9 protein-coding genes and 1 pseudogene are annotated in these 16,360 nt (G+C 70.2%); 5 read left to right on the top strand and 5 right to left on the bottom strand.

The window, feature by feature from the left end; translation table 11 throughout:
* Positions 1–81: 81 nt before the first annotated feature.
* Positions 82–360, bottom strand: coding sequence for a hypothetical protein (locus ABZX61_RS60310; protein ID WP_355210885.1), 279 nt, complete (start codon positions 358–360; stop codon positions 82–84).
* Between the two features lie 512 nt (positions 361–872).
* Here ABZX61_RS60310 and ABZX61_RS60305 point away from each other — a divergent pair.
* Together ABZX61_RS60305 and ABZX61_RS60300 are read left to right on the top strand one after the other, a co-directional pair.
* Positions 873–1,091 (top strand): annotated as a pseudogene (locus ABZX61_RS60305) (BTAD domain-containing putative transcriptional regulator); the annotation flags it as partial.
* 509 nt (positions 1,092–1,600) lie between these two features.
* Complete coding sequence (locus ABZX61_RS60300) at positions 1,601–5,266, top strand: helix-turn-helix domain-containing protein (RefSeq protein WP_355210882.1); 3,666 nt, start codon at positions 1,601–1,603, stop codon at positions 5,264–5,266.
* A 316-nt stretch (positions 5,267–5,582) separates the two neighbouring features.
* Here ABZX61_RS60300 and ABZX61_RS60295 read toward each other — a convergent pair whose 3' ends face one another.
* Positions 5,583–8,465, bottom strand: a complete 2,883-nt coding sequence (locus tag ABZX61_RS60295; RefSeq protein WP_355210879.1) for a BTAD domain-containing putative transcriptional regulator — start codon at positions 8,463–8,465, stop codon at positions 5,583–5,585.
* A 963-nt stretch (positions 8,466–9,428) separates the two neighbouring features.
* Between ABZX61_RS60295 and ABZX61_RS60290 the strand changes: the two genes are divergently transcribed.
* A complete protein-coding gene (locus tag ABZX61_RS60290; RefSeq protein ID WP_355210876.1) occupies positions 9,429–12,245 on the top strand; it encodes a BTAD domain-containing putative transcriptional regulator in 2,817 nt (938 codons plus the stop codon).
* 169 nt (positions 12,246–12,414) lie between these two features.
* Here ABZX61_RS60290 and ABZX61_RS60285 read toward each other — a convergent pair whose 3' ends face one another.
* Positions 12,415–13,161 carry a site-specific integrase gene (locus ABZX61_RS60285; protein WP_355210873.1) on the bottom strand — a complete coding sequence of 249 codons (747 nt, stop codon included), beginning with the start codon at positions 13,159–13,161 and terminating at the stop codon, positions 12,415–12,417.
* A gap of 166 nt (positions 13,162–13,327) precedes the next feature.
* Here ABZX61_RS60285 and ABZX61_RS60280 point away from each other — a divergent pair, with 166 nt between their 5' ends.
* Positions 13,328–13,486 carry a hypothetical protein gene (locus tag ABZX61_RS60280; protein WP_355210870.1) on the top strand — a complete coding sequence of 53 codons (159 nt, stop codon included), beginning with the start codon at positions 13,328–13,330 and terminating at the stop codon, positions 13,484–13,486.
* A complete protein-coding gene (locus ABZX61_RS60275; RefSeq protein ID WP_355211053.1) occupies positions 13,486–14,316 on the top strand; it encodes a helix-turn-helix transcriptional regulator in 831 nt (276 codons plus the stop codon). The genes ABZX61_RS60280 and ABZX61_RS60275 overlap by 1 nt, the downstream gene beginning before the upstream one ends.
* 13 nt (positions 14,317–14,329) lie before the next feature.
* Here the strand turns inward: ABZX61_RS60275 and ABZX61_RS60270 are convergent, their stop codons facing one another.
* Both ABZX61_RS60270 and ABZX61_RS60265 read right to left on the bottom strand, forming a co-directional pair.
* Positions 14,330–15,865 (bottom strand): long-chain fatty acid--CoA ligase, encoded by a 1,536-nt coding sequence (locus ABZX61_RS60270; RefSeq protein ID WP_355210868.1) that lies wholly within the window; start codon positions 15,863–15,865, stop codon positions 14,330–14,332.
* A gap of 155 nt (positions 15,866–16,020) precedes the next feature.
* The coding region (locus tag ABZX61_RS60265; protein WP_355210865.1) for a hypothetical protein at positions 16,021–16,360 on the bottom strand (340 nt) is incomplete at its 5' end.

Raw genomic sequence — 16,360 nt, 5'->3', positions numbered from 1 at the left:
CGGGGAGCCAACTCACTCGGACTCTCTACCCGTGTCGGCTGTCGCCGAAGATGGTCTTCATCGTCTGGGCACCGTTGGTGATCACCGGCCCGAGGCGTCCAGTGGAGTGCCGACGCTCGTGCAGAACCCCAGGTTGTGATCTTGCCCAGCCTCGCCGGCCTTGAGCTTGAGGACGGCTTGGCGGGTGTGGTGGTGCCGCAGCGCCTGCGCTGCCAGCTTGGGCAGTTCCAGCGTGCGGCGTGACTTGCGGGTCTTGGTGTCCCCTCCCTCTCGGTCGGCACGCCATACGCAGATGGCGAGCGTCTTGTGGTTGAACCCCGCCTCCGTGACCGGTCGCCAGGACTTGAGGTTCGGTATCAAGGCGTGATCCCAGCGCAGCGCGCGGGCCTCCTCGGTGCGGATCCCGTGGTGAGGCTGATCACCACGTAGGCGTGGAGTTCGGACGACTTCGCGGCCTTGAGCACTGCCTCCGCCTGGTGCCGGGTGAGTGCTCTGCCGGGCGCCCGTCCGTGCCCTTAGGCGTGGTGACCAGCTCGGCAACGTTCCTGAGCGCCATGTCGCGTGCCTGAGCTTGCCGGATGGCCCTCTTCAATGCGTCGTGAATCTCTCGCGGGGTGGTGGTTGCCGTGGATGTCGGGCGGCAGGGATGGGGATGTACAGCGGTCGAGGCGCTCACCCGGCAGGGTGAAGCGGTGTCGATCGCGTCGATCTTGGAACGTCAGCGTGGCGCTGATCGCCATTCGCGCCTCTCCTGCTAGGCGGCGCTCTTGGCCCGCCCCTCCCGCAGGCGCGGGTCCGACAGTACATGTGGTCACCTACGGGGGTCGGCTCCGCACGTGCGGTGATGGCCCGAAGGCTACAAGGTGACGACTATGTTCAAACCCACAAGCCATCCCCGTGGACGCTGGATGCTTATGCACCAGGCCGCTGCCCGGGCTCGGTCCGGCGACCACGAGCAGGCCATCGGCGACTACACCGCGGTCGTCACCGTCGACCCGAACGAGTCACGCGCCTATTTCGAGCGCGCTGCCCTCCACCGGCGCCTCGGGCGCTTGACCGAGGCGCTGAACGACTACGACCAGGCCGCCCGGCTGGCCCCCGCCCTCCTCCGAGGTGGTCTGCAACCGCGGCAACGTCCGCGTGGACGTCAAAGAACTGGACGGGGGCGTCCAGGTCTCCGTCCTGGTCGGCCGGCGCATCGCGGGACGCTCCCGCCTCGGCCGGCCTGGAATCGGCTGCGACCGCGGCTGACAGGGCCGCCTTGGCGGCCTGAATGTCGTTGTCCTCGGCCAGGAGTCGGCCGCGCAGGCACAGCAGGTGGGGATCGGACGGCGCGAGCGTCAAGCCGGCCTCGACGTCGCGCCGGACGTAGACCCTGTCGCCCAGGCCGCACAGGAGCCCGGCCCGGTTCACGTAGGCGTCGACGGCTCCATCCCCCGTGTGGATCTCCAAGGATCCCAGTACGTGAAATCTCATTATTTGCCCCCTCTTGTCGTGCTGGAGATCTAAGGTCTAAGGCGGCCCAGGGATGTCCGAAATAGCCCTCCGTGGGTCCAGGACAACGCGGCGAAGACTCCGGACAACAAGAGGTGAGTGCACATTGGGGCGGCCCGAGCAGCCGGTGGATCCGCTGGCCGGTCCCGTCGAAAGGCTCGCCTGGGAATTGCGCCGGCTCAGGGACGAGGCCGGGCGACCGAGCTACCGCGTACTCGCGCAGCGCGCGCATTTCTCGCGCAGCACCCTCGCCGAGGCGGCCACCGGGACGCGGCTGCCCACTCTTGAGGCGACACTGGCGTACGCCGTCGCCTGCGGTGGCGACCCCGCCGAATGGGAGCGGAAGTGGCAGCTGGTCGCGGCCGAACTCGAACGGTCGCAGCGCCGTTGCCCTTATCCCGGCCTGCTTCCGCTGGACGTCGACGCCGCCGACCTGTTCTTCGGCCGGGACGAGCTTCTCGAGGTCCTGCTGAAGGCCGTGAAGCAAGGACCTCTGACGGTGGTCCGCGGGGCCACCGGCAGCGGCAAATCCTCGTTGCTGCGGGCCGGGCTGGCCGCGCGGCTGACCGCCGACGGAACTACCGTCACGCTGCTCACTCCGGGTGCGCACCCGCTGTCCCGGTTGCACGCCACCGACGCTGACGGCTCCGACGTGATGATCGTCGACCAGTTCGAGGAGACGTTCACGCTCTGCGCCGACGAGCGGGAACGCGCCGGCTTCCTCGACGCGCTGAGCGAGCTAGTCAGCGGTCAGGACGGCCCGGCGCTGGTGATCGGGATCCGCACCGACTTCTACGAGCGCTGCATGTCGCATCCCGGTCTGACCGCAGCCCTCCTCGACAGCGTTCACCTGCCGGTCGGACCCATGTCCGAGCAGGAGCTGCGCGCCATCATCACCGAACCCGCCAGCCGGGCGGGGCTGAGCGTGGACCCGGATCTGGTGGTCACCGTGGTGGCCGAGGCCGCCGAGCAGACGGGGGCGCTTCCGATGGTCGCGCACGCGTTGCGCGAAACGTGGAGCAGGCAGCAGGGAGACACGCTGGCGCTGGCGGACTACCGGGCCGTGGGTGGCGTGTCCGGCGCGATCGCGCGGACCGCTGAGCACCTGTACGCCGATCTGGAAGCCGACCAGCGGCAGTTGCTCCGCGCCGTGCTGCTGCGGCTCGTCGCCCTGGGCTCGGGCAGCTCCGACACCCGCCGCGGTCTCGACCGGGACGAGCTCGCCGGCATCGGACCCGCCGGCGAGCTGGACGCGGTCCTCGACCGGCTCGCCGCCGCCAGGCTCATCGTCGTGGACCAGGACCTGGTCGACATCGCGCATGAAGCGCTCCTCACCGGCTGGCCCCGGCTGCGGGAATGGCTCACCGCCGACCGTGAGACCCTTCTGCGGCACCAGCGGCTCACGTCTGACGCGGCCGAGTGGGACCGCAACGGGCGCGGCGAGGACTACCTGTACCGCGGCACTCGCCTCGCCCTCTGGGACGGCGAGGCGAGCTTCGTACCGCTGAACGAGCTGGAGCGAACCTTCCTGGCGGCCTGCCGCTCGAGCGCGGCCGAGCGCGACCGGGCCCGCCGCCGGACCCGTCTCGCCTTCGGCGGGCTGCCGGTCGCCGCCGTCGCGGTCATCGTGCTGGCCGCGCTCGTCCTGGTCCAGGTAGGCAACAGGAACGTCGAGCGCGACCGTGCCGCCTCGGTACGGCTGGCCGCCGAAGCGCGCCGCCAGCTCCAGCAAGACCCGGAACTGGCGTTGCTGTTGGCGATCGAGGCGTACGAGGTGGAGCCCACTCCGGAGGCCGACCTCGTGCTCCGCCAGGCCACTGCAGACTCCCGGCTGCGCGGCTCCACCCCGGTCGGCCTGCGCAGGGTTACCGGAATGACGGCCACCCCGGACGGTCGGAAGATCGCGATCTGGGGCGCCGGGTCGGGCCCGGCGGGCCTGGAGATCTGGAGCCTGGACGGTACCGCGCCGCGCCGGGCCGGCCATGTGCTCCAGGCGGATCGGACGGACGGCATCCTGAGCGCCGCGTTCAGCGAGGACGGCCGGCAACTCGTCACCGGAGGCTCCGGAGGAGAACTGGTGCTATGGGACCTGGCGTCAAGCGGTCCGCCCGTGGTTCTGGGGACCCTTGACGGTAGCGTCCACGGCGTCAGCGTCAGCCGGGACGGCAGGGTGGCGAGCGCGCACAGCGACGGCGTGCGCATCTGGAAGCCGGGACGCTCCAAGCCCGTCAAGCTCGATGTCCCCGGCCGCGCGGTCAGGAGCGTCTCGTTCAGCCCCAGCGGCCGGCTGCTCGCCACCGGGGGCAACGGATCGCCGCTGCGACTATGGGACATGACCCGGGACCGGCCCGTTCTGCAGCGCGCGGCCGCGCGCGGTGAGCCGGAGCAGGTGGCCGTCAGCCCGCGCGGACCATGGGTCGCGACCGTCGAAGGCGACGTTCCCCGTGTCTGGGACGCGACGGAGGCGTCGGCCGGCGACTGGATCCCGCAGATTGACCTGGCCGGCCACCCCCCGAAGCTGAACGGCCTGGTGTTCACCGCGGCCGGGGATCGCATGGCGACCTACGGCGCCGACGGCGTGATCCGCGTCTGGACGACGGGCAGCGACGCCGACCCGCTGGTGTTGCGCAGCCCGAAAGGGAATCCGCGCGGGGCGGCGTTCACCCCGGACGGGAAGTCATTGGTCAGCGTCGATGCGGACGGCTCCCTGCGGACGTGGGACATCACGGCGGGCGACCCGACACCGAGCGAGGGCAGGCCTCTGGCGCTCAGCGCCGACACGGGCACGGTGGCGGTCAGCGCGGGGCCGGATTCACTCCTCAGCCCGCGGGACATCCGCATCAAGATATGGCGCGGCACGACCCCGGCCGAGGTGCACGGCCCGCGTGATGCCGGCTACCTCGTCGCGCTGAGCCCTGACGGCCGGCGGATGGCGGGCATCGGCCGGGCCGGGACCCTGAGCCTGTGGGACCTCACCACCGTCGGCGCGCCAGTCACCACACCAGCGCCCTTCCGCGGCCTCCCGGGCGGCCTGGTGTTCAGCACCGATGGAAAGCGGATCGTGGCGGGCGCCTTCGACACCGAACCGCAGGTGTGGCAGATCTCCCCGTCCGGCGGGCTGACAGCGCTCACCGGCTGGCAGGCCCGGCCCACGGGCCGCGCCGACGGCGACGTGGCACTCAGCCCGGACGGCATGAAACTGGCCGACGCCCGTAACGACCACACCGTCGTCGTCTGGGACCTGACCGGCAAGAGCGAGCCGAAGATTCTTCGCGGCCATGTGGAGGACATCACCGGCCTCGCCTTCAGCCCAGACGGGCTGCGACTGGCCGCCGCAGCCGCGGACGGCGCCATCCGGCTCTGGGACACCGGCGGCCGGGGCGAGCCCGCGGCCGTGCTGCAGGGCGCCGAGAACACCGTCCGTAAGGTGAGGTTCAGCCCTGACGGCACCTGGCTGGTCACCAACGAACCCGCGGGCCACCTGCGGCTCTGGCGGGCAACAGGCGGCGGCGAACCGCTGGAGTTGACCGGCTGGGGCGCGACCGGCGGTCTCGCGGCGTTCAGCCCCGACGGTACGCGGATCGTCAGGGGGTTGAGCCCGCAGATTATCCTCGGTCGCCCGCTGGCGACCGGTCTGGGCGACAGCCTCGTCCGGACCCGCGCCTGCGAGGTGTGCGGCCCGGCCGGAACGGTGCTCGAACTGGCCAGATCGCGCCGTACCCGCGAGCTGACCGCGGAAGAACGCCGCAGCCATCTCGGCCCGAACTCCTGACCTGCACCGTTGCCCCGGAGCGTGGGAGTCCAGCGTGGCGGTCGTGGGCGAGCGCGCCGTCCGCCTCATCGACGGCCACCTGTCAGGTATACCGGGGACGCATCCTGCGCCGAAGCTCGCAGTGGACGGCGTCCAGCATCACGGCCCGGGCGCCGTCGAGATCTTCAACGAGGTCGCTCCGAGCAGCTCCATGATCCGGCGGCCACGCGAAACCACAGGTAGAGGCGCTTGCGATCGGTGGGCGCCATGCGTCGACGGCGGCCAAGCGTGGTTCTGGCACCCATTTCGGTCGTCTACCGGGCGATCATCGATCTGATCAACGCGCTCCCGCGCTCAAGTGCTTGACGGGGTCGGGAGGCTGAGGGAGGTCCTGGGCGAGCAGGACCTCCAGCTCCTCCTCAGTGAGGAGATGGACGTCACACAGAATCCGAGCTGACTGATGCCAGCGCTTCCGTGCCTCGTCCTGCCGTCCAAGATCGTGCAAGGTGTCGCCGAGCCCCCACAGGGTAACGGCCTCCAGCGCGCGGGCACCGGCCTTGTGGTGGAGGTAGACCGCCCTCCGGTATCCGGCCTCGGCCTCAACGAGGCTGCCGGCGCGTCGGCAGGCATCGGCCAGCGTGTCGGTCGCCGTTGCCTCGCCGAGGGGATTGTCGAACTCCGCCCAGATCTCCAGGCTCTTTCGGCCCGCGTCGATTGCGTCGTCCAGCCGGCCCATTCTGATCAGCACCGCGGCCCGGCCGTTGAGGATCATCGCTTGGTAGTCGCGCAGGCCGCTGGCCGTCGCTGTCGCCATCGCCTCGTCCTGGGTGGCAAGCGCGTCGTCGAAGCGCTCCAGCTTGCCGTAGGTCGTGCCGAGGTTGTGGAGGGTGCCCGCCTTACGCAGGGGCAGACCTGCTCGATCCCAGCACACCAGGGCACGCTTGAACTGCTCGACCGCAGGCTCGAAGCGACCCTGGTTCTTGTGGATGCTGCCCAACTGGTTGTGCCCGCGGGCTTGGCCCGCCCAGTCACCAGTTTGGACGGCCACCTGCAGGGCCTGGTAATGGATCTCGGCCAGGTCGGCGAGCCAGCCTCTGTGGCTAAAGGGTCTGTTGAGACTGGCGGCGAGGCCTTCGACCGTGCCGGGATCGTGGGTGCGGGTGGTGGCCTGCCGGGCGACGGCGATGAGGTTGTCGCGCTCCAGCTCGATCCAGTCGATCGCCTCCTGCGGTGTGTCCAGGCGAAGGCCCGGTTGGTCGGCGCGGAGGTTTCTGACAATGGGGGAGGTGGGATCGAGCAGAAGGCTGGCCGTCCTGGCTGTGGCGAGGTAATAGTGTAACGCGCGGCGGGTGGCGGCCGCTCGATCGCTCTCCTGGACGATGTCGTCGGCTTGTTCGTGGGCGTAGAGGCGGACGAGGTCGTGCATCCGGTAGCGGCCCACCCCCGCCGATTCGAGCAGCCGGGCATCCAGGAGGCGGTCCAGCGTGGCCTCCACCGTGCGCTCGGGCCGATCAGCGAGAGCGGCGGTGGCTGCCGGGGTGTGGGTGGGCGTGTCGAGGAGGCCGAGCAGGGCGAACAGGTGGGCGGCGTCCTGGCCGGCGGGCTCCTCCTGGAGGTGATGGAGGCTGACGGCGATGCCGGCACGGACGGCCAGGTCGGCATGCTCCAGCGTGTCCAGGCGGCGGGTGGCGTCAGCGAGCCTGTCGGCGAGGTAGGACAGCGTCCAGTCGGGGCGGGCGGCCAGACGAGCCGCCGCGATGCGAAGGGCGAGGGGCAGGCCCCCGCAGAGCCGGACGATCCGCCCGGCAGCCGCCGGCTCGGCGTGGACCCGGCCGGGACCGGCGATCCGGGCCAGCAGCGCGGTGGAGTCGGACGGGTCGAGTCCGGGCAGGTTCAGCTGGCTCGCCCCGTCGAGGGAGGTGAGAACCTGCCGGCTCGTGATGACGACCGCGCACCCCGATCCGGCGGGAATGAGCGGGCGGACCTGGCGGGTGTCGAGGGCGTTGTCGAGGATGATCAGCACGTTCCGCGCCGAGGTGAGGGATCGGTAGCGGGCCGCGGCCTCGTCGACCGTGGTCGGTACGGCGGAGCCGTCCAGCCCGAGCGAGCGCAAAAGCCGGCCGAGCGCCTCGAGCGGCGACAGAGGCCGGAGCCCGTCGGTGGCGCCGTGCAGGTCGATGTAGAGAACGCCGTCGGTGTAGCGGTCGGCGACGGCGTGCGCCAGGTGTACGGCCAGCGCGGATTTGCCGATCCCGCCGGAACCGTCGATGGCGACGATCGCCGGCGTGCCGGCTTCCGAGGCGGTGAGCGCCTTGTCGAGCCAGGCGAGCTCGACATCGCGGGCGGTGAAGGCGCGGGTGTCGGCGGGCAGCTCGGCCGGGGCGACGGCGTGGCCGAGCGTGGCATCCTGCGCCGGAGTGGCCAGATCGAGGACGGGATCGCGAGCGAGCACCGCCTGCTGGAGCCGGCGCAGCTCGGCACTCGGCTCGATGCCGAGCTCCTGGATCATGACGCGGCGAGTCTCCTGGTAGACCGCGAGCGCTTCCGACGACCGTCCAGCGCGATACAGCGCCAGCATCAGCTGCGCATGCGGCCTCTCCCGCAGCGGGTGCGCCTCGATGTGGACGGTCAGATCCGGTATCACCGCATGGTGATCACCCGCCGTCATCCGCAGATCGACGTGATCCTCCAGAGCGGTGAGACGTTCCTCCGTCAGACGGGTGGCCTCGATCTGGCCCCACTCCGCCGACATGCCCGCCAGAGCCTCTCCCCGCCACAAGGCCAGAGCCTGCCGGAACGACCTGTCAGCATTAACGATCTCTCCCCTGGCCCGGCCGGCACGCGCTTCGCGCACCAGCCGCATGAACAGGTGAGCATCGACGTGATCAGGTGGCACGTCAAGGCAGTATCCACCCGGCGCGGTCACGATGACCTCGTCGAGCGCCCGAGGCGCAAGGAACTCGCGAAGCTTCGACACCACGATGTGGAGCTGCTTCGGCGCCGTCGCCGCCCGGCTCTCTCCCCACACATCGGTGAGGAGCTGGTCAGTGGTAACCACTCGGCCGGCGCTCAATGCCAGCCGGGTCAGCAGGCCGATCCGTCGGCTGCCGGTCAGCGGCAGCACGTCGCCGTCTGCCGTCAGCTCCCACGGCCCCAAGATCTTGATCCCCAGTCCCATCGCACCACCCTCCGTAGGCAGGACCAGCGTTTCATCGGTCATGACCGTTACCTGTTGGAGGGCATCCTCCGCGATCTTCTGAGCGGCAGGTGACGAACCTACCGGAACACATCGCGTGTTGGCACGCTGTCGCCGTGTCGTTGCGTGCGCGGGCCGCTTCAGCTGCCACGTCGGACGCAGATCCTCGGAGGCGTCGAGATCGACTCGCTGGGGTCAGGCATGGCCAGAGTTGGCACCTCGACAACGACCCGCCATTTCCACCGCAGGGAGGAGCCACTTCTGGGAGCCACCGCCCTGCGACTCCCCCAGACTTCCCGGTGTTCCTTCGCAATCGAAGGGGTCAGGGGTTCGAATCTGTCGACGACAGGTGAATACTGACCCCCAGGCGACGGGCGGGTTCTCGGCCCGGAGTGTGCACGCACAGCAGATCGGCAGCCGTGCAGCGCGGGCAGGGGTGGCGCTCGACCTCATCAGCGTCACGGTCGGCGTCGCTCGGGGCGTCGGTCATGCCCGATGCTCTCACAAACATTTCTCAGAACCGTGTTGCCCAGCGTTTACGTGAGAACGGGGTTCTGAGAACCGATCGGCGGTCCGCTGCATCCTGGTTCCCGATGTTTGATCGTGCTCTGGGAATGGCGCTGCAGGTGAACGCGCCGTGCGGGACTGGCTCGCACGGCGCGTTCAAGTGGTCTCGTTCCAGCCGCCCCGGTGGAGCGGGCCGCGTACGGCGAAGCTGTAGCAACTGCCCTGCTACTCGTTGGCGACATCGGGTCGATGATTCTCCTGGCAGGCCGGTACGGATACCGTGGGGCAGTCTTACCTCTGGTCTCTCCCGGTGATCGGTAGCCTGCAAGTCACATGTAGGCCTGCACGTCTAGACATGCACATATGAACCAAAGATGCCGGAAGTTCGCATGAAGACAGTGTTCCATCCCGTCATTGCCGCGGATAAGCCCGCCATCTCGTTAGAATGCCGACTCCACTAGGGAGGGAAGTACGCTCCTCATGGCGCTGGAGATCAGGTTCCTCGGCCCGTTGGAGGTCCTGGCCGGTGACGAACCAGTGCGGCTCGCCGGGCAGCGACGAATCGGTGTGTTGGCCAGACTCGCCCTGGACGCCGGGCAGGCCGTGAACACCGAGCGGATCCTCACCGACATCTGGGGAGACGGCTCCGCGGCGACCGCGGCCAAACAACTCCACATCGTGATCTCCAAACTGCGCCAGACCCTTGGACCGCATGCCACCGAAGAGATCATCCAGACCACGCCCGGCGGCTACCGGCTCGCGCTCGAACCAGACCACGTCGACGCCCACCTGTTCCTCAGCCTGGCCAAACGCGCCCGCACCGGCCAGACGCAAGGAGCCGACGCCCTGTTCCGCCAGGCCCTGCGGCTGTGGCGAGGCGACCCGCTGGCCGAGCTGGCCGCTCCCTGGGCACGCATCGAGGCCACCCGGCTCGGAGAGGAACACCTCACGGTCGTGGAAGACCACGCCGATCTGCGCCTCGCCGCCGGGGACCATCACGCGGTGGCCGTCGACCTGGCCGCGCACGTTCGGGCCTATCCGCTGCGCGAACGCCCCGCAGCCCAGCTCATGCTCGCCCTGTACCGCGGCGGACGCTCGTCCGAGGCGCTCGCCGTCTACCAGGCCACCCGCCGGATCATGGTCTCCGAACTCGGCATCGAACCCGGCGCCCAACTGAGCCGCCTTCATCAGGCCGTTCTGGTGAAGGACCCCGCGCTCGACCTGACCACCCCGGACCAGCAGGTCATGCTCGGCGCGCCGTACATCCCGGCCGAACTTCCCGCCGACACCCACGCCTTCACCGCTCGCGCCACCGAGATCCAGCATCTGCGCGACGTGCTCGGCCAGTCCGGCGAACCCGCACGCGGGCCCTCCGTCACCGTCATCGACGGGGCCGGCGGCATCGGCAAATCCGCCCTGACCGTTCACGTCGCCCACGGCGTGGCCGACCGGTTCACCGACGGCGTCATCTATCTCAACCTGCACGGATCCACCCCCGGACTCGATCCGCTGACCCCTGCCCAAGCCCTGCGCCACCTGCTGCGCTCGCTCGGCCTGGACGGCGCCGCCGTACCCGCCGATCCCGGGGAGGCCGCGGCCCGCTACCGCTCCCTGACGGCGACCGGCAACCTGCTGGTCATCCTGGACAACGCCCGCGACGTCCGCCAGGTCCGCCCGCTCATCCCCGCCGGTCCCGGGTGCAAGGTCCTGATCACCAGCCGGGACCCGCTGGTCACCCTGGACAACGCTGGCCACCTCCACCTGGGCACGCTGAACGCCGCCGACGCCGCCGCGCTGCTGTCCCGCCTGGCCGGGCCCGACCGGGTGCGCGCCGAACCGCAGGCGGCCGAGCGGATCGTCCACCTGTGCGGCGGCTTCCCCCTCGCCCTGCGGATCGTCGGCGCCCGCCTGGCCGCCCGCCCCGACTGGACCCTGTCCGGCCTGGAAGCGCGCCTCGCCGACGCCACCCGCCGCCTGGACGTGCTGGAGTACGCCGACCTGGCCGTCCGCGCCAGCATCGCGGTCAGCCACCACCACCTCCGGGAAGAGCCCACCGGCCACGACGCCGCCCACCTGCTGCCGCTGCTCGGCCTGCTCGGCCTGCCCACCCACACCCCGCCCACCACCGCCGCCCTGACAGGCTGGACCCATCGCCGCGCCGAAGCCGCCCTGGAACGCCTCCTGGACGCCCGCCTCCTCGAACCGGCCGGACCCGACCGTTACCAGTTCCACGACCTGGTCGGTCTCTCCGCCCGCGAACTCGCGCTCCAGGACCTCGCGGAGGAGGAACGCACCACCGCCGTACGGCGCGCGCACCACCACTACCTGACCACCCTCTGGCTGGCAAGCACCCTCCTCAGTCGCGATGCCCTCGTACTGCGACGCCCCGTCGAGTTGCCCGATATCACCTTCAAGGACCCGGCGGAGGCGGGACGATGGGTTCAGGACGAGCGGGACAACCTGCTGGCCGCCGCGCAGCAGGCGTTGGCCAGCCCCGACCCGGCAACCGCCGTCGGCCTGGCCATCGGGCTCCACTGGCCCTTCTGCTATCAGGGCTGGCACACGCAACTGGCCGACATCTACGCGCACGCCATCGAGGCGGCCGATCGCATCGCGGCGTGGGAGGACAAGGCCCAGCTCCGCAGCTTTCTCGGCTGGGTTTTCCGCGACCAGGGCCGCTACGACGCCGCGATCGCGCAATTGCAGACAGCTCTCACCGACTGGGACCGTGCCGGCCTGCCTCGGCGAAAGGTCGGGGCGCTCAACAACCTCGGCGTCATCAACACGATCGTGGGCCGTCTCGACGACGCGCTCGCCCACCTGGAGTTTGCTCAGACGCTCAACGACGACGCCGAACGCCCGGGGGCCGCGGCCGCGCTCCGCAACAACCGGGTGCATGTCTACTGCCGGCAGGGGCGCTTCGACGAGGCGATCGCGGAAGCACGCCAGTTGGTGGCACTGTGGCCAAAGGCAGACCCGCGCGCCGGTGCGGGCACGGCACACGATTCGCTAGGCGACGCCTACCGTCATGCCGGTCGCCTGACCGAGGCGGTGGACAGCTACACGACGGCCGTGCGGCTGCTCCGCGAATCGGAATACCGTCTGGGAGAAGCCGTGTCACGCTGGTGGCTCGGCACCACGCTACACGACCTCGAACGGCACGGCGAAGCACGGAAACAATGGGAGGAGTCCGTCCGTCTCCTGTGCGACGCCCGCCTGCTCACGCCTCGGGAGGCGACCGAGATCCTCGCCCAGGCCGTGCCGGAAACACCCCAGCCGATCAAGAACATGCTTTGACTCTTCATCCCGATGCGTGTCCCACGTTGGTGCGTAACCTGCTCGCGACCGCATGAGCACCCGCGACGAACGAACCAGCCCGCCGACTACGCCGGCTCGACACCCTGGTCGAGGACGACGATGAAGGTGAGGAGGCATACGTGCAGCTCATAATCCGTGGGTCGTGGGTTCAAGTCCCACCCGCCCTACCACGTCGGCCTGCGGCTTTACGCGGATCCGTAGTCGCGTCATCTGATCGTGAGTCACGGTGAGCCACATGTGAGTCACGTCGCCCACGTGCCTTGCCGATCTTCCGGTTGGTCGCCCGGACCGCCTTCAGCACCAGCTTCGCGGTCGCCCGGGCGCTGTCGTGATACAGCTGCGGCAGCACCGAGACGTAGGTGTCGGCGGTCAGCACGATGCCGGCATGCCCCAGCGTGCCCTGCACCACCTTCAGCTCCGTCCCCGACGCCAGCGCCAACGTCGCAGCTCCATGGCGCAGGTCGTGCAACCGCACCGGCGGCAGCCCACTCGCGCTCACCAGGTTGCGGAAGCGGTGCGTGAGATAGCTCGGCTGCACCGGCGCTCCGCTCCCCAGGGTAAAGATCGGGCCGGTCGGTGACCACCGCTCCCCCGGCAACCGGCGCTGCGCACGCTCGTGCCAACGCAGCAGCCGCACGGTCTCCGGATCGAGCGCCAACGTCCGCCGGCTGGCCGCGCTCTTCGGCTCGCACCAGACCAGCCCCTCCTCGGTGTGCACCAGCTGATGGACGATGGTGAGCTCGCGCCGCTCCAGATCGACGTCCACCCAGCGCAGCCCAGCGGCCTTCCCCCGCCGCAGCCCACGCAAGGCCACCAGCCACCACAGCACGAACAACGGGTCCTCCCGCGCGAAGCGCAGAAAGGCGGCCAGCTGCTCGACCGTCCACACCGCCACCGGCGGCCGCTCTCCTCCACGCCGCCAGGCCGCCTCCCGACGAGATCCCGGCCGATGTCGACTCCCTAGAGCAGGTCGATACAAGATCGTCCAGGAGCGGCAGGCGACGGTACGCAAGTTCGGCCTGCTGCTGGCGGTCCCGGAGACGGAGGCCGACTGGGAGGAGATGCCTTGGCTGATGGGGCAGGGCGTCGGCCTGATCCACGACATCGAGCCGACTGCGGAGCTCGTCAGGGAGATGATGGAGCAGGCCAAGTGGATGCTGGCCGGCTTCGGAGGCTGGCCGGGCAAAGGGGCCGACCCCCTGGGAAGGAGGGCGGAGTGATGTCGCGTACCTGGCGCGGCTGGTGTCTCCTGCGGCCCGGCCTCATGCTGTACGGCGGCGCGATCGGCGGCAACGACCTGCACGCGCACCACGCGGTCCAGCTCGTCATCGCCACCGAGCCGTTCACCATGGCCGACGCCCACGGCGAACAGCTGACCACGCACATCGCCGTCATCCCGCCCGACACCGGCCACACGGTGCTGACCGGGGCTCGCGACGCCCTGCTCGCCCACCTGGATCCGCGCAGTTCGCCGGGCAGGTCCCTGCTCGCGCGCTCCAGCACCGGGCCGGGGGCTTCGTCCTGGTCGCTGTCCGCCGCCCGAGCCGGACACGGCCCTCCGCCGATCGACCCCGTGAGCTCGCAGCCGGCGAGCCGCGTGGGAACGCGGCCGCTCATGTTCACCGAGCCGCCGGTCGGTCACGCGCGCTCGGCCGAGGCGGCGAGCGCGCTGCGCGCCGTCGAGGCGTGGAGCGGCCTCGTCGGCCCCGGCGGCGTCCCGCCGCACCCGGCGGTGGAGGCGGCGATCGCCGTCATTCCCGCGCTCCTGGCAGGAGGACCGGTGAGACTGCGGGCGGTCGCGGACGCGGTCCACCTGTCGCCGAGCCGGCTCGCGCACCTGTTCAGCGCGCACGTGGGGATCCCGCTACGGCCGTACGTGCGGTGGCTGCGCCTGCGGCGGGCCATCGACCGGGTGGCCGCCGGGGAGACGTTGACGGCGGCTGCGCACACGGCCGGGTTCACCGACGGCCCGCACTTCACCCGGGCCTTCAGACGCACCTTCGGCAACGCGCCCTCCGAGCTCGCCGCCGCGATCGACTGGTTGCCCTGACTCCGGCGAGTGCCTAGCGCAACTCACGCTTGAGGATCTTGCCGGTCGCGGTCATCGGCAGGCTCTCACGGAACTCGATGGTCCGCGGGTACTTGTAGGCCGCCATGTTCTCCCGGCACCAGGCGACGAGCTCGTTCTCACTCGCCGTCGCACCGGCCGACGGGACGACGTACGCCTTGACCTCCTCCCCGTAGGAGCCGTGCGGCACGCCGACCACCGCCACCAGCGAGACCGCCGGGTGCGTCATCAGCACCTCCTCCACCTCGCGCGGGTAGACGTTGAACCCACCCCGGATGATCATGTCCTTGGTGCGGTCGACGATGGCGTAGTAGCCGTCCTGGTCGCGGGTGGCGATGTCGCCGGTGCGGAACCAGCCGTCCCGCAGGACCTCCGCGGTCTCCTCGGGCCGCCCGTGGTAGCCCTTCATGACGTTGTGACCGCGGATGGCGATCTCGCCGGGCCCCTCGCCCTGGACGGTGTTCCAGTCGCTGTCCACCAGCCGCATCTCCACCCCCCAAAGGGGGAAGCCGATGCTGCCGGGCTTGGTGGGCCGGCTGAGCTGGTTGAAGCAGGCCGCGGGCGACGTCTCCGACAGGCCGTAACCCTCCAGGATCGGGATGCCGAACGTGGCCTCGAAATCCTTGAGCACCTCGACCGGGCAGGCGGCCGCCCCCGACACCGCCACCTGCAGCGTCGGGGGCGCCTCGACCCCCTCCGCGTGAATCTTCGACAGCATCGCCCAGTACATGGTGGGTACCCCGGCGAACATGGTCACCTTCTCCCTGCGCATGAGCTCCAGCGCCTGGCCGGGCTCGAAGCGCGGCAGGAGCACCAGGGTGGCGCGGCGGCGCAGGCTCACGTTCATGACCGAGGTCTGGCCGAAGGAGTGGAAGAGCGGCAGTACGGCGAGCGAGACGTCACCCTCGGGATCGGCGGGGAACATCTGGTCGCTGACGATGGCGTTGATCAGCAGGTTCGCGTGAGTGAGCTCGGCGCCCTTGGGCCGGCCGGTGGTGCCGGAGGTGTAGAGGATGGCCGCGACGTCCTCCGGCCCGGGTCGAACCGTCTCGAACTCCCCGGGCATGCCGTCCAGCGCCGCCCAGAACGACTCGCCGTACTCCGACTCGGTGGCCAGCGGCGTGGCGGGCAGGACGAAGAAGTGCTCACACCCCTGCGTGCCGTCGAACCCCTCCCGTCCGCGCGTCCCCGTTGGCAGCTCATCGGTGCCCTCGAAGCAGAAGAGTGCCTTGGCGTCGCTGTCGGTCAGGTGGTACGTGATCTCGCGCGGCTGCAGCAGCACGCTGAGCGGGACCACGGTCGCCCCGGTCTTGAGAATGCCAAAGTAGACGAACGGGAAGTAGGGGAGGTTCGGGCAGAGCAGCGCCACCTTGTCGCCCCTGCCGATCCCCCGCGCTACCAGCAGGTTGGCCACTTGGTTCGCGACGGAGTCCACCACGGCGTACGACAGGCGCAGGTCACCGAGGACCAGGGCGGTACGGTCCGGCACGTTGCGGGCGCTGTCTTCCAGAACGATCGACAGATTGAGCATCGTGACCCTCTCGTGGGAACGCGTCGTCCGTCTCCAGGATGCTCCGGTGGATCACGGCAGCACTTGTACGAACGTGCCGACTCCTCTCCCGCTGCGGGCGCCGGAACACGGCGGCCAGGCCGAGCCCTCGACGCGCGGGCGTAGGCTTGCCGGCCCTACTCCACCTGCCCTTCGTCAGCCAGAACGGTCGCGAGGGCCTCAAGGCAGGGGGCCGGTGAACCCGACGGCGGGCGCCGTTCTGAATGCGGCACCTGGTGGAACCGGGCGGGATAGGTGCCGCTGGCGCGACGCAGGCTGACCTGGAATTCCTCGACGATCAGAGCGGCGAACCCGGGCGTCAGGGTCGTGGGCAGGCCGGCGGCCGGACCGCGCGGGTCCGCGTCTTCGCCCGGGCGGCGGCCGACCTGATGGCCGGTCAGCCCATCGAGATGAGGATGGGCGCGACGTATCGCCCGCGGTCGCCCGGGTGGCGGTGGGCGCCGTAAACCATCGTCG

The sequence above is a fragment of the Nonomuraea sp. NPDC003709 genome (assembly GCF_040610775.1).
In the GTDB taxonomy this organism is placed as follows: Bacteria; Actinomycetota; Actinomycetes; order Streptosporangiales; family Streptosporangiaceae; genus Nonomuraea; species Nonomuraea angiospora_A.
Note: the sequence above shows the minus strand (reverse complement) of the source record. Positions and strands in the feature narration are given on the sequence as shown.